The sequence below is a fragment of the Paenibacillus campinasensis genome (genome assembly GCF_002272015.1).
Lineage (GTDB): Bacteria > Bacillota > Bacilli > Paenibacillales > Paenibacillaceae > Paenibacillus_AQ > Paenibacillus_AQ campinasensis.
The window spans coordinates 82,372-107,317 of record NZ_NPBY01000038.1 but is presented as its reverse complement, the minus strand read 5'-3'; the positions used below and the strand labels follow the sequence as shown (position 1 = coordinate 107,317).

Here is a 24,946-nt window from a genome sequence, read left to right as displayed (position 1 = left end):
ACTGGCTGGAGCACGACTCGCTGTCCGGATATTCGAGAAGCGGTTACGCCAAGCTCAGCAGCATGATCCCGCAGGATCAGGGAGCTTCCTGAACGAAAGGGATAACGGTACAAAGCGGCATGGAGCAACCATCATTCCCCCGCCTCTTCTATTGACGGGCACTGCTTGTATTCTATATTCTTGTAGAAGTGATGGCTTCTGAAGAGGAGCCTTGATTACCGGAGGTGGGATCATCATGAGAAAACCAAGCTTTATGACGCCGGACCCGAACACCTGGCTGGATTCATTCCAATTTTCGATTCCGATCAAAATCCGGTACTGTGAGACGGATATTCTCGGTCATGTGAACAATACGAGTTATTTTATGTACTTTGAGCAGGGGCGAATTGAATACTTCGAGAATCTGGAGCTGACTGATGAGCTGTTCAGCAAGCAGCAGGTGTCGGTTGTTGCCGATCTGGAATGTCAGTATTTAGCCCAGTTATATTTGCGGGACCCGCTTAAGCTCCATGTCAAGGTGGCGGAGATCGGACGTTCCTCCATGGATGTTCATTATGCGGTGGTTGTGAATGACGAGCTGAAGGCTGCCGGACGAGGGACGATTGTGCTGGTGGACACAGCGACCGGCAAGAGCACACCGATCCCGGAGACGGCGCGGGAGAAGATCGCTGCATTCGAAGGTTGGAAGTAACATAAGTGGTGTATTAGACGTAAGCACGGATAAACAGGGGAAAGGAAGTGAATGCGATGACCGTCCGTTTCGGCATTATCGGAACCAACTGGATTACCGAGCGGTTCATTCAAGCCGCACTGGATACGGAGGAATTTGTATTGTCAGCGGTGTATTCAAGGTCGGAGGAGAAGGGGAAGGCTTTTGCCGCCAAATATGCGGAGCCTAAAGTGTTCACCCGGCTGGAGGATATGCTGGAAGATCGAGAGGTGGATGCGGTTTATATTGCAAGCCCGAACTCCTTTCATGCAGATCAGGCTGTTCTGTGTATGAGCTATGGGAAGCATGTGCTGTGTGAGAAGCCGATGGCGTCGAACACGGCTGAGGTGAAGCGGATGATTGACGCAGCCCGAACCTATGATGTGCTGCTCATGGAAGCGATGAAATCGACCTTGATGCCGAATTTCAGAACGGTGAGGGATAATCTGTACAAGCTGGGGCAGATTCGCCGTTATTTTGCAAGCTATTGCCAATATTCTTCGCGTTATGATGCCTACAAGCAGGGGACAATTCTTAATGCTTTTAATCCCGAGTTCTCCAACGGTTCTCTGATGGATCTTGGGATTTACTGTATCTATCCGATGGTGACCCTGTTCGGCAAGCCTGACACGGTTCAGGCATCCGGCGTGATGCTGTCCTCGGGCGTGGACGGGGAAGGCAGCCTGCTTCTGTCCTATCCGGAAATGGACGGGGTTATCATGCATTCCAAAATCAGCGATTCCTATGCGCCTGCCGAAATTCAGGGAGAGAACGGGACGATGCTCATTGATAAGATCAACCAGCCCTATGATGTGAAAATTCACTATCGCGACGGCACGGTGGAGAATCTGACACAGCTGCAGCAGCATGAGTCGATGTATTACGAAGCCCGGGAGTTTATCGACCTGCTGAATCGAGGAGAGAGGGAAAGTGCGGTCAACACTTGGACGAACTCCCTGGTGACGGCGGAGATTATGGAGGAAGCGCGGCGTCAGATCGGTCTTGTGTTCCCGGCAGACCGGCTTGTTCAGAAATAAAATAAATAATTTCCGGTTTGGCTGGTCCGCATGATCACGGTTATGAATTTAATGATATGGAAAGAATAAGCTATTGAACTTTCCTGTTGCGCTTAATGGCACTATGGCTGCCCGGTTTGGATAAAGTTGCACGGATTTTTTTGAAAAATGGTCTTTAAGTTCGGGATATTTCAGGGTATTATTGAGTTTCTGGAGCGCAGATTGATGCACTGATCCTTCTTGCTGCTCCAGAGGCAGAAGAGATGGATTAAGCGGACGGCGAAATTTGAAACATTCGCTCAGGCTGATCCGTAATAGGGAGTATTGGCTTTTAGTAGCGCTGATTACACGAAAACGGAGGATTACCAGATGAGTATTATTCGCGAAACCGATTTGCCGGGGATTGGGAAGAAGTTCCTTATTCAGGCAAGGTCCGGCGATAAGCTGGTCGTTGTTATCCATGACGATGGCCGCAGAGAGATGTACCATTTTGATAACGATAATCCGGAGGAGACCCTTTCCCAGATTACGCTGGAGGATGACGAAGCCAGACAGATTGCCGGAATTCTTGGCGGCATGACATATAAACCAAGAGCGCTTGAGACGATTGAGGTCACGCTGGAAGATTTGATGATTGAGTGGACGCGGATTGAGCCGCATTTCAAATGTGTGGACAAATCCATCGCCGAACTTCAGGTACGTCCCAGGACTGGTGCCAACATCATTGCCATTATAAAGAGAAACGAGCAGAAGATTAATCCTGGTCCGGACGATAAACTGGTTGCTGGTGCAACGCTTGTTCTTGCCGGAGAACGAAAGCAGATCAAGCAGCTGAAAGAGCTGCTGGCCCATGGATAAGGAACAAATACGATATGCCCGTCGACGAACGAGAAGCCTAGGTTTAGGCATTCGGTTTGGTGACGGGCGTTTTTTTGTTGTGTAATCCGGTCCGGCTCCCTGAATACTTCTTCTATCAGAATTGAACTCCCAACCTGCCTCACCTTACATCGTCTGGGACAGCACCAGCCCGCCGTAAGCAAAGGCCGCGACGATCACCAGCGCCGGGTGGATTTTGCGTTTGTTCATCGCCCAGAAGGCGACCGCTGCAATTCCGAAAAATTGAAGGTAACCGATGGAGAGGACCGAGCTCTTGCCGATCTGCCAGGTCAGCACCAGCATCATGATGGCGATGACCGGCTGCACGAGCAGGGTCATGCCTTTCACGACAGGCGAGCTGCGGTATTTCTGCAGCAGGTTCAGCAGCCAGATCAGCGCCATGGCTGACGGTACGACAGTGGCCGCAATGGCAAGAATGAAGCCGAGCCAGCCGGTTACACCGTAGCCGACAAAGGCCGCGATTTTGGTGGCGATTGGCCCCGGCAGCGCATTGCCAAGCGCGAGCATGTTGGAGAACTCCACATCGTTCAGCCAGCCGTGGTTCGTGACAATCTCCTTATACATGAGCGGAATGGAGGCCGGGCCTCCGCCGTAGCCAAGGACGTTCGCGACAAAAAAGCTGATTAACAGCTGCAGCCAATCTTCCATCATGCCGATCCCTCCTTGTTCTTCCGCTCTTTCTTCAGCTTCGCGAGCACGCGGAAATGCACCGCTCCATATGCCAGGAACAGCATAATGACGATGGCCGGATGGATCTGCACCGCCTCCAGCAGCAGGAAGGACAGGATGAACATGCCGATGCCAACGTATAGGCCAAGCCCCTTGACGGCTTTCTCCCCGAACTCATACGCCATCGTTCCGAGCATCACGGCAATGACCGGCGTTACGCCAGCGATCATGCCGGCTACAATCTTGGAGCTGCTCAGCACAGTGACTGCGGACAGCAGTGCGACCATCGCAATACAGGTAGGCAGAATATGCGCCAGCACGGCCAGTACGGCCCCGAGCGCACCCTTCTCGCGATAGCCGAGGTAGGCGGCCATTTTGGTGGCGATTGGCCCCGGCAGCGCATTGGCCAAAGCCAGCACCTCGCCGAACTCATCGTCGTTCAGCCAGCGATATCGTGTCACCGCTTCATAACGGATAAGCGGGATGACAGACGGACCGCCGCCGTAACCCAGAATGCCGGTTCGAAACATGCCGACAGTCAGCTCGATGTATGGATTGCTTTTTATACGATTCAATGTGATGATTCCTTTCTGTCCGTTAAGATAAGTAAGATTTACAGTCGGATACCCATCCGGCTTTTATACCGTTTGATCAAAATTTGCGTGTCCACGCTCGTAATGCCGGGCAGAGGGTACAGCTTCTCGTTCAGGAACATTTCCATCTCTTTATGGTCGGCGAACAGCCCATGCATGTGCAGCTTGCTCGGACCGGTCATGTGATACAGGCTGGTGACGTAAGGCTCCTGCTCCAGCTGATCGGCGACCTGCTGCAAGTACTTCGGCTCCACCTCCACATTAAAAAAAGCGGATACGTGAATACCCACCTTCTCCGGGTTGATCACGGCCGCAAAACGTTCAATGACGCCGTTCTCCAGCAGCGTCTGTACCCTGGCCTGTACAGCGACCCGGGACAGGCCGACCTCTTTGGCCAGATCCGTGTAGGACATGCGTCCATGCTTTCCCAGAATGGCAATAATGCTGCGATCCGTTTCATCAATAAGAAAGGGCGTGTGTGCTCCGGAATTGAGATGCATCGCAAATCTCCTTTTTCGCTCATTATTGAGGGTTAGTGGTTTCGAAACGTAAACAAATTCTTCGTATTGATTGCGTTATGTATAAATATATAGCGATTTATCGTCATGTTCAATTATTTTTTTCGGTTCAGGACGCTGACTGACCCCAGCTTCCTGCAACCTTTAGCGACTTTTTCCAGTCTAAGGCGTATAAGAATGGATAGACACGATACTACACCACGAAAGGCGGCGATCGATAATGAAGAAGTGGTTGGTGCTTGTGCTGGTCGTGATGATGCTTCTTCCGGCGTCTGCGGCATCCGCGGCATCCACCAAGCCTACAAATGAGCCGATAGAGCTGATTTTTGTAGGGGACATTCTGCTGGATGGCTATGTCGGGAACCAGATCGAGCGCTACGGCAACCTGTTTCCGTTTAAAAAGGTAGCACCTACGCTTAAGCAGGCCGATCTGGCCTTTGCCAATCTGGAGACACCGGTCTCGATCCGGGGGAAAAAGGCGGACAAAACCTTTGCCTTCCGTTCCAAGCCGGATACCCTCAAGGGTCTGGTCTACGCCGGAATTGACGGTGTGACGCTTGCGAACAATCACATCCTGGATTACGGCCCACAGGCGATGATGGACACGATGATTCATCTGCGGCGGCAGAAGATCGGGCATACGGGGGCGGGCAGCAACATTGACGAGGCCTTCAAGCCTTATGTGAAAACCGTCAAGGGGAAAAAGATCGCGGTGCTCGGCGTCAGCCGGGTCGTTCCGCACAACTCGTGGATTGCAGGCAAGAATAATCCGGGCGTTGCCGGCGCATATGCGATGGAGCCGATGCTCACCCATATCAAAAAATCGGCCAAGGACAACGATGTCACGATTGTGTACATACACTGGAATCAGGAATTTGCGGACTATCCGGAGGATTACGCCTGCAAGATGGCTAAGCAGATGATCGATGCCGGAGCGGACATCATCATCGGCTCGCACAGCCACACGCTGATGGGAATTGAGTATTACAAGGGGAAACCGATCTATTATTCCCTCGGCAACTTTGTGTTTAATCGCTCCACCCGCGGGGGAGACAAGACATTGCTGTCGATGATGGTGCATTTTGATATCCAGGGTTCGAAGATCACTAGCCGGGTTACCCCGGTAAAAATCATTCAAGGACAGCCAACGCTGATGGATTCCAAATACAACAACAACCTCATTGCCAAACTGAATAAGCTATCATACAATGCCAAAATCGATTCCAAAGGCAATGTGAAGCCTAAATAATCCGGAGCATGGAGCCGCAGTCACAGGACTGCGGCTCTTTGTGTTACATGTACATGTCGTTCGAACTATACTCCTGAACTACGAAATTCTGCCCATATGCCTGTCTATGAAATGAAATAAAAACCCAAAAGTATCATTGATTAATGGAATAAATTTTCATTAAGATAAAGGTAAGTCCTATTATGAACACGATGGAGAATGAAAGAATTAACCATTGATTAACAAAGAAGGGAGATGGAATTTACAGGTTATCGTTATACTGCCCGGGTAGGGCTTTTTATTATTGGAAGGAGGGAATTTATGAATTTCGTGAGGAGCAAGAGGATGCTGTCATCGCTGTTAAGCGGGGTGATGGTTCTGTCATTGCTGCTTCCAGTCGGACAAGCTGCTGCTGCAACCCAGGGCTCCTCTGTTGTGGATACCCGCCGGATGGAGATCGGACCCGGTGCGGTCTACACCTGGATGAATATGAGGAAAGGCAGCGGTGAACAGAAGATTCATATGGTGGAATTTCAGCCGTCCCAGGGAAGCCTGGAGCTTCAACCGGGCATGACGAACGGCAAGGTATATGGTATGGAGGGAGTCAGCAAAATGGCGGCCGATGTCGACCGGGAAGGGAATCGGGTCATCGCCGCGGTGAATGCGGACTTCTATGATATGTCGACCGGGATTCCGCTCGGTCTGTTCATGGGAGAGGGAGAGATTCTGAACAGCCCGCAGGGAAGCAGAGTGGCATTCGGCATCAAGGAGGACGGCACAAGCCTGTTCGGAACGCCGACGCTCAGCCGGAGCGTCACCATCAACGGCATGACAAGCGCGCTCTCCTCCATCAACCGGATGCGCGGGAATGAGGAGCTGGTTCTATATACGGACAAGTTCCACACGTCTACCATGACCAATGATCTTGGGGATGAAGTGGTGCTGGACGTTGTGAATGGAAGAGTGGCTAGCGGGGAGACGCTGACCATGAAAGTAGTCTCCATCCATCATAACAAGGGCAATTCCCCGCTCGGGGCCAACCAGGTGGTGTTGTCCGCGTCAGGCCAGCATCGAAGCAAGCTGGACAGGCTCCAGGTCGGGGATGAGGTCACAGCAAGCTTCGAGCTGCAAGGGGAATGGAAGGATGTCACGATGGCTGTCGGAGGCAATGTACAGCTTGTGAAGGACGGGGTTGTGCAGCAGCATGCCGATCCGGCCATCCATCCGCGAACAGCGATTGGCACGAAGGCGGATGGCTCGATCGTCATGTTCGAAATCGACGGGCGTCAGCCGGGCTTCAGTGAAGGGGTGAACTACGTCCAGCTCGGGGAGATTCTGCAGGAGCTTGGGATCGTCAATGCCATTAACCTGGATGGCGGCGGCTCTTCGACCTTCGTTGCGAGACTGCCGGGGGCGACGGAGCGAACCGTGCTTAATTCTCCTTCTGATGGCAGTGAGCGCAAGACGGCAAACGGCATTCTGCTGGTGAATAAAGCGCCTGAAGGCGCAGCCGACAAGCTTGTGGTGACGCCGGCATTGGAAAGAGTGCTGACAGGCTCAACGGTCAGCTTCCAAGCTGCCGCTGTGGATGCCAATCTCCATCCGGCAGAGATGACGGGAACGCCTGTATGGAGCGTGGACTCATCTGTGGGCAGCGTGGATGGCGGCGGCTTGTTCAGAGCCGGAAACGCAGCGGGAGCTGCGGACATTAAGGTGCAATCCGGGGGGCTAAGCGGCAGTGCGCGTGTCGAGGTCGTGGATGAGCTGACCGAGCTGTCTTTTGCCGATACGGTCAAGACATTCGCCTCAGGCTCCACGGAGACGCTAAGTGTTACGGCGCTGCGAAACGGACAGGTCGTCCAGGCGGATAACAGCCGGTTCGAGTGGCGGACTGAGGGGGATATCGGCATCATTGATGCCAGCGGAACGTTTACGGCAACGGACGAGCAGGGCGTGACCGGCAGAATCTATGTGAAATATGGTCAGGCTGAAACTTCGATTGAGGTCAATGTTGGCCTGCCTCCGGTCATGTTGGAGGACTTCGAGAACGGGCTGGACCGCTACAGGCCGAGCTCCGGTGCGCAGGTTAAATCGACGCGGGTCTCTATTGAAACAGAGGATACCTATGTCCGTTCCGGCAACGGCTCGCTTAAGCTGGAGTACGATTTTACAGGAATGACGGGAACCTCCGGTGCGTATCTTCATACGAAAACCTTGGATGACAGTTTGCAGATTCCGGGTTACCCGGAGAAAATCAGCATGTGGGTGTATGGCGATGGCAACCGGCACTGGTTGCGTGCGCAGCTGCGTGACAGCAAAGGCGCCATCCCGCTGGATTTCACCAATCAGACGACGGGTGTTGATTTTACGGGCTGGAGATACCTTGAGGCGACGGTGCCGAAGGGCAGAGAGCTTCCGCTCACGATGGATATGCCGGTCCGGTACATGGAGACCCAAGCGGAGAAAAAGGATGCCGGGGTTATCTATGTGGATGAAATTCGCGCATTGTACGGCCCGGCCAATGATGATATCGATCCGCCGGTGCTGCGCGATTTCTCTCCTGCGGACGGAGAGGTGATCGCCAATAATACGCCGACGATCACGGTGTATGCGGAGGACGAGGGATATGATCCGGTGAAGAATCCGGGAACCACCTTGATTGATCCGGACAAAATCCGCTTGTACCTGGATGGAAGCCTGGTGCCGCATACGCTCTATCCGCCGGAAGGGCGCATTCATTACACGCCCGGAATCCCGCTGGCGGACGGGGTGCACCAGGTCCAGGTGATGGTGCGCGATATGTCGGGCAATCAGACAAGCGAAGAATGGCATTTTACAGTCGACACGGGTGCAGCCCGGGTAGTCTACGACACGCCGGATACTGTGTATGCCGGAGGGACGTATACGGTTGATATCGGCGGCGTGCGGACATCGCACATCCGCAGCGGACAGGTTGAGTTCGCATTCGATATGTCCAAGGTGGAGAACCTGGAGCTGATTCCGGGAGGGAAGCTGAGCACATCGCAGGTGCAGGCGGATATCAACAGCACAACCGGTGTGGTGAAGGTGAGCTGGAAGGACATCGATACCGCAGCGTTAAACGATCAGGACCTGATCGGGCAGATCCGCTATGATGTCAAACGGGATGCGGCCGGCACGAGCACAATCCGACTAACATCGGGGGCGGTATCTTTTGTCGATACAGGCAGCACCGAGTTTTCATTCTATGGCCTGCCGCTGCACTCCAGGATTGAGACCGCCTATGTGCTTAGCTGGAATGCGGATGGCATCGTGGAAGGCTATGAGACGGAGTTCAAGCTCGAGGACAAGCAAGGGCTGCCGGTCGAAGGGGCATCGATTCTTGCGGACGGAGCGGAAATCGGAATCACGAATGGACTGGGCATACTCAGCACCCGTGTCCTCACGGCGAATGTGAGAACCTACAGCGTTCAGGCTGTCAAGGATCAGCACTACAGCCAGGCCGCGGAATTCACCGTTTCGCCATTGGCGGGCAGTCCGGTTCCGTCGAACATCAGCGTCGGCATGGGCGAAGATCCGGCCGAGTCCAGAATGTTTGCCTGGCATACCGATCCGGGAACGACCGGGACGGTGGTCGAGCTGGCTGAGCGTTCGGCATTTACAAGCTTTGATGCGCCGAATGTACAGCGGTTTGATGGCAGCAGCGAGCTGTATCATACGCTGGATCTGGGCACGGTTCGTGTCCATAAGGCGACGGCCGCCGGCCTTGCGCCAGGGACGGAATATGTGTACCGTGTCGGAGATGGCCAAGGTCATTACAGCGGTGAAGGCACGTTCAAGACCGCCGACGGCGATGGGGAGCGGACGAAGTTTTTGTATTTTGCCGATTCCCAGGCAGCGACGGCCAATGAATTCAAGCTTTGGGGCCATACAGTGGACAAGGCTGTTCAGGAGCATCCGGATGCGGAGTTTATGGTTCATGCCGGCGATATGGTGGACAAAGGCTTCCTGGAGGAGCAGTGGAACCATTGGTTCGGCGCGGCTCAAGGGCATCTGATGAACACGACGCTGGTATCGGCCATCGGCAATCATGAGGTGATGGGCACGAAGGAGAACGGTGATTTCCTCGCGCACTTCAACCAGCCTGGCAACGGATTGGATCACCTTAAGGGCACGAATTTCTCGTTCGATTACAACAATATGCATTTCGTCGTGCTGAACAGTGAATACAAGCTGGAGGATCAGAAGGATTGGCTGGAGCGGGATCTGGCTCATAATGATAAGCCTTGGACAATCGCTATGTTCCACCGCGGGCCATACGGCAGCATCTATGATACGGCCGAGGTTCGCGAGCTGTGGGCGCCGGTATTGGAGGCGCATGGGGTGGACCTGGTGCTGAACGGTCATGATCACATCTATGTCCGGTCTTATCCGATGAAGAACAAGCAGATTTCTCCAGACGGCAAAGGCACGACGTATGTCGTTGCCGGTTCAACCGGGCCGAAGTTCTATTCTCACACGGAAAGAGGATGGCATGAGGTCGTGGATGAAGAGCAGACCCAGATGTATGCATCGATTGAGATTGTAGGCGATGAGCTTCGCTATGTGGCCAAGACGATCCACGGCCGCATCGTGGACGAGTTTACGCTGACGAAGAACGATAACGTTCCTGTGCCGGAGCGAATCGAAGTTGTACCGGATCAACTGACGCTGGCCGTGGGAGAAAGTCAGGCGCTGAAAGCGACAGTTCGGCCGGAGAGAGCTGATGCGAGCGTCGTATGGTCGGTTTACAGCTCGGAGCCGGAGCAGGTGATCGAGGTGTCCGCTGACGGGATCGTTACAGCCTTGGGGCTCGGTGATGCGGTGGTTAGAGCGACCAGCGTCTCGGCTCCGGGCGTGTATGCCGATGTTCATGTGAAGGTCGACCGACTGCCGGAGGGGACCGTACAGCATGTGGAGCTTCAAGGCAAAAGAGAGCTGCAGGTAGGTGATACGGATGTGACGGTGACCGAGGCTGTGTATACCGACGGTACGCGCATCCGGTTGACGGAAGGCGTCGTATATGCAAGCAGCAGGCCGGACATCGCTTCCGTCAGTGACACCGGTGTCGTCCATGCGCTTGCAGAAGGCGTGACGGTCATTCGCGCCACTTATGATCTGTTCCATGCCGAGTATGAGCTCAGGGTCCGCCTGCGTGGCGATACACCGGGTGTGCCGGCGCCGAATCCGCCGCCAGCGCCGCCGGTTGCACCACCGGTACAGCCGCCGGTACAACCGCCAGTTGCCCCGCCAGAGACACCGCCGGTCACGCCGCCGGGACCACTGCCTTCCGGCAGCCTTACGCTGACGGCGGACGATGTAACTTCCAGGCTGGTGAACGGGGAGGCGAGACTGGTCATTGACGGCGCGATCAGCGAATTGACACTCCCGGGCAATGCTGCCGACCTTATAGGCGACGGCATGATCCGGATTGAGGCAAGCAATGCGTACATTACCTTACCGCCTGAACTGCTGCGTCAGCTGGCTCAGCTTGCGCCAGCCGGGCAATCGGATCAGGGGATGATCCGGCTGTCCCTCGAGCCGCTGTCTTCGGCGGAGCGGATGCAGCGATTGGCGGCTGCCGCATCGCTCACGCGGGCAGCACTTAATCCCGTGGGAGAACTGCTGGATCTTCGCCTTGCATGGGTGGATGAGGCGGGGAACGCCTTGAATCTGTCCGGGTTTGATGAGAGGTTAACGATCGGATTGCCTCTGCAGAGTGAAGCGGGCAGACGCATCGGTCTGTATCAGCTAATGGACGACGGTCAGCTGAAATATGCAGGCGGCGTGAATGAGCAAGGGCTTATGAGGGCGAACATCAAGGAATCCGGTACGTATGGCTTACTCGATTATTCCAAAGACTTCGCCGATGTGCCTTCTTCGCACTGGGCAGCGGATGTCATCGGCGACTTGGCCGCTAGACAGCTGGTTCAGGGTGTAAGCATGGAACACTTCTCCCCGGCCCGGACCGTAACCCGTGCGGAATTCACAGCCATGCTGGTGCGTCTGCTTGAGCTGCAGGCCGGCGAAACGTCATCGTTTGCCGACGTGCCGGGTGACAAATGGTACGCGGATGCGGTGGCCGCTGCTGTGCAAGCAGGCATCATCCAGGGCGTAACGGCAGACCGCTTTGCGCCGGATGCTTCCATCACACGCCAGGAAATGGCCGTCATGCTGGTTCGAAGCTTCACTTACGCAGCTGGACAACGCGAGGCGGCCGGTACCGCAAACGTACCATTCAGCGACATTGCATCCTCACCGGCATGGGCGCAGGAGTCCATCGAGCAGGCCTATGCACTTGGCCTTGTCCAGGGTCGGGGCGCAAGCCGCTTCGAGCCGTCCGGTCTGATGACAAGGGCGGAAAGTGCCCAGGTGATTTACAACCTGCTCTATGAGCTGAAAGTAGAGACTATGAATTAAACTATTATTTTGGAATATCACACATGTCCGAAGCCTCTTCTTCCGGTCGTTCACATGATCGAAAGAAGAGGCCTTTTTTTGTTGATCTGTGGAATGTGCAGCTTCAAAATTCACCTTACTTCGACATGTTGTCCAGTGTATGATATACACATAAAACTATTTTTGCATAAATATAAAAATAATGGATGTAATGAGGTGGTTATTGTCTCTATTGCAGTGATGTCAGCTTAACCCCAGATTTGAAAGCGCTTAACAATGAATACAGGGACGCCTGCGACCTAGCCAAAGCATGATTCCGAAGGAAACAGGATTTCGAGAGATTGAACATATTAGATTTCATGATGAAGGGAGTGTTCGATCATGCATCTGATTCACAATCTGTGGAGCAAGCTGAGCATTCTGGCTCTAGTATTTATATTTCTTGCGGTCAGTGTAAGCAGTGAAGGTGCATGGGGTGCCGCAAGCTCATCAACCACCTCTAATACGACGAGAGTAACGGTCCATGATCCATCCGTATACTACGATTCTTCAACGAACAGATATTATGTTTTCGGTTCCCACCTGGCCCAGGCGAGCAGTACGGATCTGAGAAACTGGTCGCCTGTCGGAACCCAGGGCTACACTAATCGCACCCTGTATGCGCCATCCACCTATGAAGGCTATTATTATATCAAGAATAAGAACAGCGGATTGTACCTGGATGTTGCCGACGGGGTGGCAGCCGACGGAACAAACATCCGACAATGGCCGTATAACGGCTCCGATGCCCAGAAGTTCAGAATTGTGCATCACAGCAACGGAGACTATTATATTCTGACAGCTAACTCTTCCTACCAGAGCAGCATTGATGTGAACAGCGGCTCCCCTGCCGATGGCACCAATATTGAGCAATGGACATACTGGGGCGGCCCTATGCAGCTGTTCCGAATCCAGCAGAACGAGGATGGAACGGTTTCTTTTCTGACCAAGGCCTCCAACTATGCTTCTGCACTGGACGTCGCGGATGGAAGCACAGCTGCGGGCGCCAATGTCCAGCAGTGGAACTATTGGGGCGGAGACATGCAAAGATGGAAGCTGATCAAGGCGGGAGGCACGGGCAATGCAGCCAGAAGCACGGGTGCGGCTCTGACCTCGGCACTTGCGCCATCGTTTGCGTGGGCAGGTTATAATGATCAGGACAGCTCGGGAGGCCACGCGGTATGGGCGCCTGATGTGACCTATAATCCATCTTATGTATGGGCCGATGGCTCCAGAGGAGCTTATATGCTGTATTACAGCACATCGTCAACCTATATCCGTTCCGCGATCGGATTTGGCGTATCCAAGTCCATCACAGGTCCATATGAATATATCGATACCATCGTTTATTCCGGTTTCACACGCACAAGCAACCCGATTACGACCACGTCGCCGCTCGGGACGAAAACCGTGGATATTTGGGTTCAGAATACCAACATCCCGGATCTGATCGACAACGGTACCTTATCGGGAGTCCGCAGCGGCTGGTTCAATAACAACGGCGGTTATAACAATACGCTGTTCCCTAACGCCATCGATCCCGCTCTGACCTACGATACTTCCGGCAGGCTCTGGATGAGCTACGGGTCTTGGTCTGGCGGCATCTATATGCTGGAGCTTGATCCCGAAACAGGCAGACCATATTATCCGGGAACAGACAGCGGCAACACAGATCGTTACTTCGGCAAACGTATCGCCGGCGGTTACGGCAAAACCGGGGAGGCCCCTTATATCGTCTATGATGAGGACACAGGCTATTACTATCTGTATATCACATACGGCGGTCTGGCGAACCAAGGCGGTTATCACATCCGTCTATACAGCTCTAGAACAATTGACGGTCCGTATACAGACGCGGCAGGCAATCAGGCCGTGTATCCTTCCGCTTCCATCAATCAAGCGAATTACGGGATTAAATTGTTCGGCAATTACAATCTCTCGGGCATTCCGCTAGGTTATAAGTCGGGAGGTCATAACTCGGCGCTGATTGATACAGATGGCGCGCGGTATCTGGTTTACCATACCCGATTCAACAATGGAACGGAAATGCACGAGGTACGGGTGCATCAGCAATTCCTGAATGAGGATAACTGGCCTGTCACGGCGGTATATGAGTTTCTGGGAAGCCGCATCTCGGAGACGGGTTACAGCATGAACGAAATGGCTGGAACGTATCAATTCATCAATATGGGACTGGATGCCTCAACATCCGGGGTGGGCATGCTGCCTACCCGCAGCGTCACTTTAAATGCGAACGGCACCATCACGGGCGATGTAAGGGGAACATGGTCTCACACGCCGGGCACTTATTATTGCACCATGGTCATTAATGGTGTGACATACAAGGGTGTGTTCTTCAAGCAGAAGAATGAGCTCTCCAGCCATAACGAGGTTATGACCTTCTCGCTGATCGGAAGCAATAACGAGTCGATCTGGGGCTCGAAATAAACATCTGACAAGGCCCCCAGCGCAGTTCATGTGCTGGGGGCCTTGCCATGGGGTTTTCTATTAACCGGTGTGCGCTTAAAGTTTTATTAGAAGTTCTATTATGATGCGTTAGAATCTCGAAAATACGATATAATGAATCAAGACATCATGGATCGACATCGTTAATAGACGGGGCAGCGTCCGGTCTTGCACACCGTTTTCGGGAATCGCTTACAACAATGGGGACCCCGAACCTGCATCCGCTCTTTGGAGACAAACAATAACAAGCAGAACGAGAACCGTGGAGGAGGAGACAATATTGAACAATTCGGGCAAGATTCGTTGGGGCATTATGGGGACAGGCTGGATTGCGGAGCAATTTGCCGCTGACCTGGCCTACACAGACAATGCGGAGCTGTTGGCCGTCGGTTCGCGTACATCGGATAGCGCTGGAGCATTTGCGGCAAAATTCAGCGTACCCCGTGCGTATGGAAGCTATGAGGAACTGGTACAGGATCAGGATGTGGATGCCGTCTATATTGCGACCCCGCATCCGCTGCACCGGGATAACGTCCTGCTGAGCCTGCGTGCAGGCAAGGCTGTCCTGTGCGAGAAGCCGTTCACCATCAATGGAGCGGAGCTGGAAGAGTTAATCAATGCTGCCCGGAAGGACAAGCTGTTCCTGATGGAAGCGATGTGGACACGCTTCCTGCCCCCGATCCGTCAGGTGCGGGAATGGCTGAAGGACGGCCGCATTGGAGAGGCGCGCTTGGTGAAAGCCGATTTCGGCTTCCGGAGCGGCTGGAACCCCGAAGGCCGGTTGCTGAATCTGGAGCTGGGCGGAGGCGCGCTGCTGGATGCCGGGATCTACCCGGTATCGTTTGCTTCGATGATCTTTGGGGCCGAGCCGGAACAGATCCACAGCACCGCTCATATCGGGGAGACAGGCGTGGATGAGCAGTTCTCCGTCATTCTCACCTATGAAGACGGCAAGTCCGCATCGCTCAACGGAGCGATCCGGCTTGGGCTTACCAATGAGGCGTATATTTTTGGCACAGAAGGCTATATCCACATCCCATCCTTCCTCAATGCCACTTCGGCTTCGCTTCATGTCCAGGGAGAAGAGCCCGTTCACTTTAAGGATGACCGGAAGGAAAAAGGCTACGCCTTTGAAGCCTATGAGGTTGGCAAGTGTCTTCTTGAAGGCCGCCTTGAAAGTGATATCATTCCGCTGGACGAGTCGCTTGCGATTATGAAGCTGCTTGACCGGATTCGCGAGCCGTGGGGACTGAAATACCCTTCGGAATCGCAGGAAACAGCCATTTAGTTCAGGAGCATATCTACGGCGCCTACCGCTGACAACTGTCGCCGTTGTGATTGATTGCCAGAGAGCTACAAAGAGCCAGAGCCTTTGAAAGTTTTCCTGGGTTAGATATACCTAGCCCAGGGGAGCGTTCACTTCTAAGGCTCTTTTTTGTTTGCTTTTTAGGCTTGGGCCATCCTGCCGGATCAAATACTCGAGCATACTCCCTGGGCACGTAGACTTTTTGTCCACCATCCTGGTCCATGCTACAATGGGGTTAACTTGATAACCGGAGCGTGTATATATGCTGAAGAAAGTAGGGATGGCAGCGGCCTATATTGCCATTGGCTGCCTGATCTATGTTTATGGAAGTGACATTTTGCAGTGGCTGCAGTCTGCGGATAACCTCGTGCTCGTTACCTTGATGGCTACGGTCATGGCATTGTTTCCCGTCATCCCCTACCCGGTGGTGGGAGGGGTGATCGGAGCGGCGCTAGGGCCGATGGCTGGCGGGATTGTCACCTGGGCCGGCTCCGCGATGGCCTCGATCCTGATGTTTGCATGGGTCAGGTATGGGTATGCGGAATGGGGGAGCCGTCTCCTGCATGGCCAGCATCGTCTGGGCAGAGTGACAGCCATGTTCGAGCGCAACGCATTCCTGGCGATTCTGTTCTCCCGATTAATCCCGGTCATTCCTTCGATCTTCATTAATGTGTACGCAGCGTTAAGCACAATGTCGTTCCTGTCCTACAGTGTAGCCTCGTCCCTTGGGAAAATTCCGGCGATGCTGCTGTTTGTGCTCGTGGGAGACAATCTGATGACCAATCCGTCGAACATTATCCTGACCGTAGGCATTTACGCTGTATTTCTTGGCGTGACACTGTGGATCTACAAGCTTGCCGGTTTCGGTCCACAGGCACGAGCCAAAGTTGAGCCAGAGCGGACGTCTTAACGAATTCATAAGTAACACGATAAATGCTATAGCCAATCCATGTAAAAATGCTCCTGATTCCGGCTGGCAGGTGGATGCCGTCATTCTGTAATGCTCTTCTCTTGCAGCTCCGCGGACGATCTTCTGGCATGGCTGCCGGGTTCGTACCAGCGCCATACCGCTTCGATGTGCTGCTGGTCCATTCCCCGCAGGCTTTCGCTGGCTTCACTGGAGAACATGTTAACCTTCATCGATAGAAGAGCCTTCCGCCGCTGCATGCGGGATGCGGATGCTTTGAGCGACACGATATGCGGGCGGCGCATATAGCGGGTTGACAGGGCGATAAACCGGCTGCGGATCGTCAGCTGCTTGCCCGTCAGATTCATGCCGGCATCCCGATGTGCGAGCATTCCCCACAGAACGGCAAGCGGCAGAAGCAGCAGGCTCCATAGGCCCGGAAGGCCGAAATAGGACAGACTGGCCGCAATGGCAGCTGAAGCAGCAACAAGCTTCCATACGAGGTACATCCACAGTGCTCTCCGAGGGGGAGAAGCGGTGATCGGATGTGCCTCGAACTGAGGGACGACGTTCCCCAGAAGTGCAGGAATCTCATCTTTCTTAAGCAAGGGATGCAGCATGAAAGTCTTGTCCTCGCTTGAAGTCAGCACATGCAATCGGACTTCGGCATAGCCGAACCAGCGGCGGATGACCCCTTCCTTTACCGTAACAGCCAGCACGCGCTCAGGGGAGAACAGCACTCTTTTTTTCTCTAGCAAGCCGCAGCTGACGGCAATTTGCCTTTCGATCTGCTCCACGGTAAACCCCGCATATTTCAGGGTGTACAGTAGACCCGACAACAGCCATGTCAGTGTCAGGGCAAAGATGATAACTATTATCCAGCTGCCATAGGACAGGCCTCCGGCAGATTGCAGGAGGGTGTCATACATCCAGTCCGGCAGCAGATTGTCAGCGAAGGAGATCAGACCGCCGATGAAAGCCACCGCCAGCGACAGATTGGGGGAGGTCAGGGCGGCTGTCAGCAGTTTTCCGTTAGAGAGCTGCATCAGAGTATGCCGGGACACTTCCTGGTCATGTGACTGCGAGGACGACCCTGATAGCTCTCCCGGACTGATCTGATCCGACGCCGCGTTACTCTGCTGGCCCGAGTCGGGGCCCACATCCGGTTGTACAGCACTTCCCGCCGGAATGCCGGCATCTGCATGTGGTACGGGGCCAGACGATGAAGCCGGCATGGAAACGGCGGCTGGATCGGTGTCATCCTCCGTCTGGTCCTCACTCTTGGTCTTGTAATGCGCTCCGGCCAGTCCGGTGCTCCCGGTCTGGGTTCGCTCGCGAAGCCACTTCTGGAGCAACTCCGCGGCATGACCCGATACGGCCGGGAGGACGCTTCCGTCATCCTTCTTGCCGGGCGTTTCGATCCTCACCTGCATGATGCCAAGCATGCGCTGCAGCAGCGGCTGCTCAATATTCATCGAGTGGATTCTTCCGGTATACAGCGACCGTTCATCGCGGAATAGCACGCCTCTTCGGATCACCATTCTGGAATCCTCCAACTGGTACGTAAATCGCTTCCACTGGAAATAGCCAAAGACGATGGCGAGCAGAACGACAGCCAGCACGCCGATGGCAATCCAGTTCCATGGCAGCTGCTCAAGCGGCCGTCCGCGAAGCAGCTGGATGCCAATCAGAATCCAGGCCGGGGCCAGCGATTTGAAGATGCTGACGAGCGGGAACAGGATGTACAGCTTGTGCAGGTGAGCCGGTTTATTCATCGTGCTCCACCACTTTCGCCAGTTCCCCTATCCGCTTCTTCAGCGCTTCCGCTTCCTCCAACTTCAGCGCTTCGATGACATGGGTCGTTGCAGCCGTAACAACTTTAATTTTGGCAAGACCGTACTTGCGTAGCAGGGGGCCGCTTTCCAGCTCCACATGCTGAATGCGTGTCATCGGAACAAGCGTATCCGATAGCCAGAGCCATCCTGAGCGAAGTTCCAGCTGTTCATCTGTAACCATGAATCCAAAATGCTTGTATGTGAACGAAGGGATATACCAGGTGAACCAGAGGCTGGGCAGTGATAATCCAAGCACAATCCATCCAGGAATCAGCGTCCAGCCGATCCGGGAAGCGATAATCAAATAAGCGACGGCTGCCAGCATGATCACACCTTCTCCGATCAGGCCTGCGATGCGTGAAGTTGTGACATAATCCGGGTGACAGCGATTCATATGTTCCAGTCGATGATGCATAGGGGTTCCTCCTTGGTGATTAGACTGCCTGCCAGGTAACATTAAAGATTGATACGCCCTGCACAGCCGGTTGGTTTCATCTCTCCTGTTCATAAGCGATATCCATATCATATCAAACCCTGATTACATCAGGGTGAACATTCCCTAACGTTTTCCTTAACAACCGCAAGCCGATGATGAACAGATCGGATATCGACTGTAATTGAACGGATGATTTTCGCAGTTTTATGCAGAGAAGGTTTGTTTATCGCGACCATTTCTTATTCTGATATAATGATTATTCCTGTTATGGAATTATTTTGCTAATATGAGAACGGATTCATACGAGGTGCACATCGCTATGATATCCGCTTTAACTAGGAAGGGGCTGGTGGAGAACCGTACGAATCATCACCATAACGAAAGGATGGATGGATTATGAAGAAGTTGCTCGGTTTGATTTTGTCTGCAGCGCTGACGTTGTCTCTGTACGGTCTCGAGCCTCAGGTTGCGGAGGCGGCGCCGACGGTCGTTCATGAAACGATTCGTGTGCCTGCCGGTCAGACGTTTGACGGAAAAGGGCAGACCTATGTGGCTAATCCGAATACATTGGGGGACGGATCGCAGGCGGAGAATCAGAAGCCGATCTTTCGTCTGGAGGCTGGGGCAAGCCTGAAAAATGTAGTGATTGGCGCTCCTGCCGCTGACGGGGTGCACTGCTACGGGGATTGTACGATTACAAATGTCATCTGGGAGGATGTTGGTGAGGATGCGCTGACACTTAAATCCTCCGGAACGGTGAACATCTCGGGCGGGGCAGCCTACAAGGCGTATGACAAGGTGTTCCAAATCAATGCAGCGGGGACGATCAACATTCGCAACTTCAGGGCCGATGACATCGGGAAGCTGGTTCGGCAGAACGGAGGCACCACCTACAAAGTGGTGATGAACGTGGAAAACTGCAACATTTCCAGAGTGAAGGATGCGATCCTGAGAACGGACAGCAGCACAAGCACAGGACGAATTGTGAATACCCGCTATTCTAACGTGCCAACATTGTTCAAAGGCTTTAAATCAGGCAATACCACCGCATCCGGAAATACGCAGTATTAAGCCTAAGCCTCAGGGGTAGACGAGGACACAAGAAGGAGCCGCCAAGGGCTGGTTTTCAGCCTTTGGCGGCTTTTTGGGTCTGGCCAGCTTCATATGCTCTCAGGAAGCGTTATGCCGGGAACACGCGGCAGGGCGAGGACGAGGACGAGGACGAGGGCCATCCTGTCAGGCGTTAGCTGCCTGCGTGTGTAAGCGCCAGATGCTGTCTGCGGTAAGCGCCTGGCGTCATGCCGGTCGCTTTCTTAAACATCCGGTTGAAGGAGGTGATGTTCAGATAGCCGACGCGCTGGCTGATTTCACTGACCGTAAGGTTGGTGCACGCCAGCAGCTCCTTGGCTTTGTTCATGCGGATGTTCAGCAGATGATCGCTGAAGTTCATGCCGGTCTTCTCCTTGATATACACGGACAGATAGGCGCTCGACAGATTCAGCCTGGCGGATAAATAATCAAGCGATATATCCTCCGCATACTGAGTGTGAAGGATATTCATGAACATGGCGATCAGCGGCTCGTCGCCGGTATCCTTCTTCTTGCGAATGAGGGCGCAGGCCGCTTCGATCAGCTGCCGGAAGACGCCGGCATAATCGTCCAGCGTCTGGCATTCTTGGAGCCGGCCGCTCCAATCCTTCAGCGTCCGGACCGAGGACTTGTCGATACGGGACATATCCACCAGCCCCAATATTTTGGAAGCAGCGGCATCGGCAAACATTCGGAATTGGTCGATGCCGGCCTCCTTTTTGTATAGCCCCTCGAGCGCCTGCTCGATAATTTGCCGCGAGCGTACGTCGCTCCCGGACTGGAGCGCTTCATGCAGGCCTTTTTCCTGGGCAGAGCTCAGGTGGACCGCCTCCGGCAGTGTCCGCAGCCCCATGATGAGCTGTGTCTCATCCAGCAATCTTGCTTGACCCGCCATCGTTTTTACTTGGCGATAGGCGCCGTTAAAGTCCGCCGAGCGGCTCACTTCAGCGCTGACCGCCATCGTCACCAGGAACACTTCCCTTTCCCGGTCTAACATAGCCCGGATCTCCTCCAGCATGGCCTCAAGCTTGCCAGCTTCCTCCCGCTTGTAGATCGATATGATTTCATTCTTCTCAATCTGGAAGGTATGGGATTTCGGCGAATGCTCTGCCGTAATCAGGTGGATATGCTCCAGAATATGGCGCACCGCCTGCTCCGATTGCAGCGGCAGTTCATAGGCCGGATTCATCCGAAACCGGATATCGTACAGCACGACGTTGAAGCTGCCGTCCTCCGACAGAAAGTCCACCCACTCGCTAATATCCGTATTGATGCTTTTCAATTGACTGATATAGGAGTAGCTGGTTAATACCGATTGTTGTTTGCTCATTTGTTCCCGAATTTCCTCCTTCTCGCGAAGCAGCTCCTGAATCCGGTCCTGGATCAGGTCGTATTCGGCGATGCCGCCGATGATTGGCGATGAAGCGGTAGACTTCCGGTCCAGCACCGTGGATAAAATATGCTTCACCGGCTTGTGCAGCCTGCGGCTCAGCAAATAGGAAGCCGTCAGAGCGATGCCGATGGACAGGAAGAACATCACGGTCAGCGCCCCGGTCAGGCGGCTCAGCTGGGAGGTCACATGGCTATACGGCACGGCGGACACAAAGACTAGCCCGTCCGGGAGCGGCTGTGCAAAATAATAGGTATTATCCTGCAGGACGACCTCGGGCTGGCCTGCACGAATGGAAGCCGGCATGCTGTCGGCCAGTAACCCCTGGCTGTACAGCAGCTGGCCTTCCTTATCCATAATCGCAAGCATGCGGTCTCCGGATTGGCCAAAGAACGATCCGGCTGCTTGCTCAATGTCCATAAGGGCAATGATGCTGTAGTAGCGGTCGGGATGTCTGTACACAAAGGGCAGCAGATTCTTTTCCGACAACTGATTGTTGATCTGGAACATGGATGCCGGGAACAGCTGAAACGTCTCGTTCTGATCCAGGCCCTGCCAGAAGCTGTACCCATATTCCGGACTGGCATAAGAGCGATTGAACATATACGAAGCGCTGCCGCTGCCGGACTTGCTGAGCACCACGTCATGCGCATGGAAATAAATGAGCGTGTCCTCGAGGTAAAACAGCGGGTTGTAAATATCGCTTCGCATCTGCCGAATCACTTGCAGCGCTTTTAAATAGTTGACATTATTCCCCGATTGGTGACGCAGCTCGTTATTGAACCCGATCAGCTCGGATTGGCTGGAAATATCCAGCATCAGCACCTGCAGCCGTCTGAACTGGTTGGAGAACCGCTCTGCCGTATCGGTGACATCACGCTGGCTTGTTTTAATGATTTCCTGCTGCAAGCCTGTTTTAAATAGATGGAAGATAGCGGCATAAAACAGACCAAAAACGACGATGATGGACAGAAAACTAATGAAGATTTTAAAGAACAACGTCCGGCTCTTCTCTTTGATCCAATTCAAGGCAATCCTCCTTTGTATGCAGTATGGATTCCTCACATTATAAAGGAGGAGTATTAAGGGGCGGGTTGCCCGATGTTAATCCACCGTTAAAAATCATTAGTCATTATTTAAGATCATAGGACTTGATTTAGGAAATCCGCATACGCATAGAAAATTACTCTCTGCTTTCCGCCTTTGCATGGTTATCCCTTTTGTTCAGTGAGTGAGGGATTCTTACAAGATTGTTAGTTTGGCGTAAGTATGATCGATAGGAACTGGGCAACCGGTTGGTTTAAGCTGAATACGAATTCGTAAATATTCTACATGCACGTTCTCAGGAGGAGACAACGATGAGCAGTATACCGTTTCCTATATATTTCGAAGCATCGAATGAACATGCTGCTCCCTTCATCCGCCCTGGAAACGGAGCGAAGGAAGAGGGGCAGGAAAAACAACCCGTCCCGTGCGATACAGGAGATATGCTGATGTACCGTGACACTTGGGCCGAAATCGACTTAACACAAATTCGCCAGAACGTGGTGGCGATCCGCGAATTTCTGCCCCGTTCCACCAAGCTGATGGCGGTAGTGAAGGCAAACGGGTACGGTCACGGGGATATCCAAACAGCTAGGGAGGCCGTTCAGGCAGGAGCGGACTATTTAGCGGTTGCATATATGGAAGAAGCCCTTCGTTTAAGGAAGGCCGGCCTGAAGCTGCCGATTCTTATATTGACTCCGATTCGTCCAGAGCTCACCCCGCTGGCTCTGAAGCATGATTTGATGCTTACCGTTACACGAGCCTCCTGGTTTCGGGAGATGCGGGCGTACAAGCCCGTCCATACCGGGGGGCAGCTGTATGTTCATATAAAAATGGACACCGGGCTCGGACGCATCGGAGTTCGAACGGTAGAGGAATGGAGAGACATGGTTCCGTGGCTGAATGCACCGGATATTGTGGTGGACGGGGTTTATACGCATTTTGCTACGGCCAGCCATGCAGACAGCAGTTATCTTGAGCTTCAAGTTCGGCGTTTTCAGGAAATGAAACGATGGAGCAGCAAGCTCCACGTTAACCATTATCACTGCGCGGCAAGCGCGGCGGCGCTTCGTTTTCCGGAACTGTGCATGGACATGGTTCGCATCGGAGCCGCCATGTACGGCTATTATCCGAAACATCTGGTTACGGGTATCACCTTGAAGCCGGCACTCAGTCTGCACAGCCGATTAATGCACACGAAGAGGCTGAATCAAGGGGAATACCTAGGCTATGACAATGCCTATCAGGCCGGACAGGATCAATGGATCGGCACGATTCCGATCGGCTATGCCGATGGCTGGTCGCAAAGCATGCGGCATGCGGAAGTGCTGGTCGAAGGGCAACGGGCAAGAATAATCGGGAAAATCTCCATGGATCAAATTACGGTGGAGCTTCCAAAGGATGTTCCCGTGGGGACGAAAGTTACTCTGATTGGCAGCTCGGAGGAACAGAGCATCTCCATTCAGGAAATCGCCGATCGTATCGAGGTCGTGCCGCAGGAAATCTCGAGCTCCATCACGGAGCGAGTCACCAGAATTTACAGAAATCGTGGGGGGATTCCGAATGAAGCCATTCGAAGTGAGGCAGAAGCATTATAACATTCGCGCAAGCCACGAAGATATATTCAGAGGGGAGCTAGTATTGGTCAACCGGCATCACCCAGTCAGACTCCCGGTACAAGCCGATCAACTTAGGTCTCTGGATGTCTACCCTTCTATTCATCAGCTAGACAAGGGAATGAGATTGGACAAGCAATGCCTGGAGCAGCTTTATGCGCTGCTGAAGGCTTGCGGAGGCATGGATGATATCCTTGCGGTCAGCGGTTATCGAACGAAAGAAGAACAGACCCGAATCTATAACGATTCTCTAATCGAACGGGGGGCCGACTATACGTCCCAATATGTAGCTTGGCCTGGTCACAGCGAGCACCAAACGGGACTTGCGATCGATGTCGGCAGGTTGAAATCCAAACTCGATTTTATCGCACCGACATTCCCGGACAGAGGGATATACAGGTCCTTCAGGGAACAAGCTGCGAATTACGGCTTTATTCTCCGGTATAAGAAGGAAAAGGAGTCGATCACTCAAATTTCCCACGAACCGTGGCACTTTCGATATGTAGGATACCCTCATTCCCGGATCATGGAGGAGAAGGATCTTTGTTTGGAGGAGTATATCGACTTCGTTAAGACATATCGGTATTCCGGGGAGCAGCTAACGCTGCGGGAAACGCACATGACGACAAAAATTTATTACGTGCCGGCAGATAAGGGAGACGATACCGAGATTCCCATCCTGACAAACGACGCTTACAGCATATCCGGAAATAATCGGGACGGATTCATCATTACAACGATTTCCGAACTTCCGAAACACTAACTTAAAGT

17 protein-coding genes are annotated in these 24,946 nt (G+C 53.4%); 11 read left to right on the top strand and 6 right to left on the bottom strand.

The window, feature by feature from the left end; translation table 11 throughout:
* Positions 1-235: 235 nt before the first annotated feature.
* The 3 genes from CHH67_RS12370 (at position 236) to CHH67_RS12360 (ending at position 2,583) form a co-directional block, all read left to right on the top strand.
* Positions 236-691 carry an acyl-CoA thioesterase gene (locus tag CHH67_RS12370; protein WP_095265488.1) on the top strand — a complete coding sequence of 152 codons (456 nt, stop codon included), beginning with the start codon at positions 236-238 and terminating at the stop codon, positions 689-691.
* A 56-nt stretch (positions 692-747) separates the two neighbouring features.
* A complete protein-coding gene (locus CHH67_RS12365) occupies positions 748-1,746 on the top strand; it encodes a Gfo/Idh/MocA family protein (RefSeq protein WP_095265487.1) in 999 nt (332 codons plus the stop codon).
* 348 nt (positions 1,747-2,094) lie between these two features.
* A complete protein-coding gene (locus CHH67_RS12360) occupies positions 2,095-2,583 on the top strand; it encodes a cation:proton antiporter regulatory subunit (protein ID WP_095265486.1) in 489 nt (162 codons plus the stop codon).
* Positions 2,584-2,727: 144 nt separating this feature from the next.
* Here CHH67_RS12360 and chrA read toward each other — a convergent pair whose 3' ends face one another.
* From chrA to chrS, 3 genes are read right to left on the bottom strand one after another with little or no spacing between them, the layout of a single operon-like run.
* Complete coding sequence (gene chrA / locus CHH67_RS12355) at positions 2,728-3,270, bottom strand: chromate efflux transporter ChrA (protein WP_095265582.1); 543 nt, start codon at positions 3,268-3,270, stop codon at positions 2,728-2,730.
* Positions 3,270-3,857, bottom strand: coding sequence for a chromate efflux transporter ChrB (gene chrB, locus CHH67_RS12350; protein ID WP_179292116.1), 588 nt, complete (start codon positions 3,855-3,857; stop codon positions 3,270-3,272). The genes chrA and chrB overlap by 1 nt, the downstream gene beginning before the upstream one ends.
* Positions 3,858-3,904: 47 nt before the next feature.
* A complete protein-coding gene (gene chrS, locus CHH67_RS12345; RefSeq protein WP_095265485.1) occupies positions 3,905-4,384 on the bottom strand; it encodes a chromate efflux transcriptional regulator ChrS in 480 nt (159 codons plus the stop codon).
* Positions 4,385-4,622: 238 nt separating this feature from the next.
* Between chrS and CHH67_RS12340 the strand changes: the two genes are divergently transcribed.
* The 5 genes from CHH67_RS12340 (at position 4,623) to CHH67_RS12320 (ending at position 16,768) form a co-directional block, all read left to right on the top strand.
* Positions 4,623-5,651 carry a CapA family protein gene (locus CHH67_RS12340; RefSeq protein WP_095265484.1) on the top strand — a complete coding sequence of 343 codons (1,029 nt, stop codon included), beginning with the start codon at positions 4,623-4,625 and terminating at the stop codon, positions 5,649-5,651.
* A gap of 300 nt (positions 5,652-5,951) precedes the next feature.
* Positions 5,952-12,068 carry a phosphodiester glycosidase family protein gene (locus CHH67_RS12335; RefSeq protein ID WP_095265483.1) on the top strand — a complete coding sequence of 2,039 codons (6,117 nt, stop codon included), beginning with the start codon at positions 5,952-5,954 and terminating at the stop codon, positions 12,066-12,068.
* A gap of 360 nt (positions 12,069-12,428) precedes the next feature.
* Positions 12,429-14,534 carry an RICIN domain-containing protein gene (locus CHH67_RS12330; protein ID WP_095265482.1) on the top strand — a complete coding sequence of 702 codons (2,106 nt, stop codon included), beginning with the start codon at positions 12,429-12,431 and terminating at the stop codon, positions 14,532-14,534.
* A 295-nt stretch (positions 14,535-14,829) separates the two neighbouring features.
* Positions 14,830-15,840 carry a Gfo/Idh/MocA family protein gene (locus tag CHH67_RS12325; RefSeq protein WP_095265580.1) on the top strand — a complete coding sequence of 337 codons (1,011 nt, stop codon included), beginning with the start codon at positions 14,830-14,832 and terminating at the stop codon, positions 15,838-15,840.
* A 280-nt stretch (positions 15,841-16,120) separates the two neighbouring features.
* Positions 16,121-16,768 (top strand): TVP38/TMEM64 family protein, encoded by a 648-nt coding sequence (locus CHH67_RS12320; protein ID WP_095265481.1) that lies wholly within the window; start codon positions 16,121-16,123, stop codon positions 16,766-16,768.
* Positions 16,769-16,848: 80 nt separating this feature from the next.
* On the opposite strand, the gene CHH67_RS12315 is transcribed toward CHH67_RS12320, so the two are convergent.
* Positions 16,849-18,540, bottom strand: a complete 1,692-nt coding sequence (locus CHH67_RS12315; protein WP_095265480.1) for a PH domain-containing protein — start codon at positions 18,538-18,540, stop codon at positions 16,849-16,851.
* Complete coding sequence (locus CHH67_RS12310; protein WP_095265479.1) at positions 18,533-19,015, bottom strand: PH domain-containing protein; 483 nt, start codon at positions 19,013-19,015, stop codon at positions 18,533-18,535. Before CHH67_RS12310 ends, CHH67_RS12315 begins: the two co-directional genes overlap by 8 nt.
* 417 nt (positions 19,016-19,432) lie before the next feature.
* Here CHH67_RS12310 and CHH67_RS12305 point away from each other — a divergent pair, with 417 nt between their 5' ends.
* A complete protein-coding gene (locus tag CHH67_RS12305; RefSeq protein WP_095265478.1) occupies positions 19,433-20,107 on the top strand; it encodes a pectate lyase in 675 nt (224 codons plus the stop codon).
* Positions 20,108-20,279: 172 nt separating this feature from the next.
* Here CHH67_RS12305 and CHH67_RS12300 read toward each other — a convergent pair whose 3' ends face one another.
* Positions 20,280-22,544, bottom strand: a complete 2,265-nt coding sequence (locus tag CHH67_RS12300; protein ID WP_095265477.1) for a helix-turn-helix domain-containing protein — start codon at positions 22,542-22,544, stop codon at positions 20,280-20,282.
* 329 nt (positions 22,545-22,873) lie between these two features.
* On the opposite strand from CHH67_RS12300, the gene alr reads away from it, so the two are divergent.
* Both alr and CHH67_RS12290 read left to right on the top strand, forming a co-directional pair.
* Complete coding sequence (alr, locus tag CHH67_RS12295) at positions 22,874-24,157, top strand: alanine racemase (RefSeq protein WP_244908176.1); 1,284 nt, start codon at positions 22,874-22,876, stop codon at positions 24,155-24,157.
* Positions 24,123-24,938, top strand: coding sequence for a D-alanyl-D-alanine carboxypeptidase family protein (locus CHH67_RS12290; RefSeq protein ID WP_095265476.1), 816 nt, complete (start codon positions 24,123-24,125; stop codon positions 24,936-24,938). The genes alr and CHH67_RS12290 overlap by 35 nt, the downstream gene beginning before the upstream one ends.
* Positions 24,939-24,946: the final 8 nt, after the last annotated feature.

Coding starts and splice junctions, on each gene's coding strand:
- CHH67_RS12370 (WP_095265488.1), top strand. CDS start 236: ATGAGAAAACCAAGCTTTATGACGCCGGACCCGAACACCTGGCTGGAT.
- CHH67_RS12365 (WP_095265487.1), top strand. CDS start 748: ATGACCGTCCGTTTCGGCATTATCGGAACCAACTGGATTACCGAGCGG.
- CHH67_RS12360 (WP_095265486.1), top strand. CDS start 2,095: ATGAGTATTATTCGCGAAACCGATTTGCCGGGGATTGGGAAGAAGTTC.
- chrA (WP_095265582.1), bottom strand. CDS start 3,270: ATGGAAGATTGGCTGCAGCTGTTAATCAGCTTTTTTGTCGCGAACGTC.
- chrS (WP_095265485.1), bottom strand. CDS start 4,384: ATGCATCTCAATTCCGGAGCACACACGCCCTTTCTTATTGATGAAACG.
- CHH67_RS12340 (WP_095265484.1), top strand. CDS start 4,623: ATGAAGAAGTGGTTGGTGCTTGTGCTGGTCGTGATGATGCTTCTTCCG.
- CHH67_RS12335 (WP_095265483.1), top strand. CDS start 5,952: ATGAATTTCGTGAGGAGCAAGAGGATGCTGTCATCGCTGTTAAGCGGG.
- CHH67_RS12330 (WP_095265482.1), top strand. CDS start 12,429: ATGCATCTGATTCACAATCTGTGGAGCAAGCTGAGCATTCTGGCTCTA.
- CHH67_RS12320 (WP_095265481.1), top strand. CDS start 16,121: ATGCTGAAGAAAGTAGGGATGGCAGCGGCCTATATTGCCATTGGCTGC.
- CHH67_RS12315 (WP_095265480.1), bottom strand. CDS start 18,540: ATGAATAAACCGGCTCACCTGCACAAGCTGTACATCCTGTTCCCGCTC.
- CHH67_RS12310 (WP_095265479.1), bottom strand. CDS start 19,015: ATGCATCATCGACTGGAACATATGAATCGCTGTCACCCGGATTATGTC.
- CHH67_RS12305 (WP_095265478.1), top strand. CDS start 19,433: ATGAAGAAGTTGCTCGGTTTGATTTTGTCTGCAGCGCTGACGTTGTCT.
- alr (WP_244908176.1), top strand. CDS start 22,874: ATGAGCAGTATACCGTTTCCTATATATTTCGAAGCATCGAATGAACAT.
- CHH67_RS12290 (WP_095265476.1), top strand. CDS start 24,123: ATGAAGCCATTCGAAGTGAGGCAGAAGCATTATAACATTCGCGCAAGC.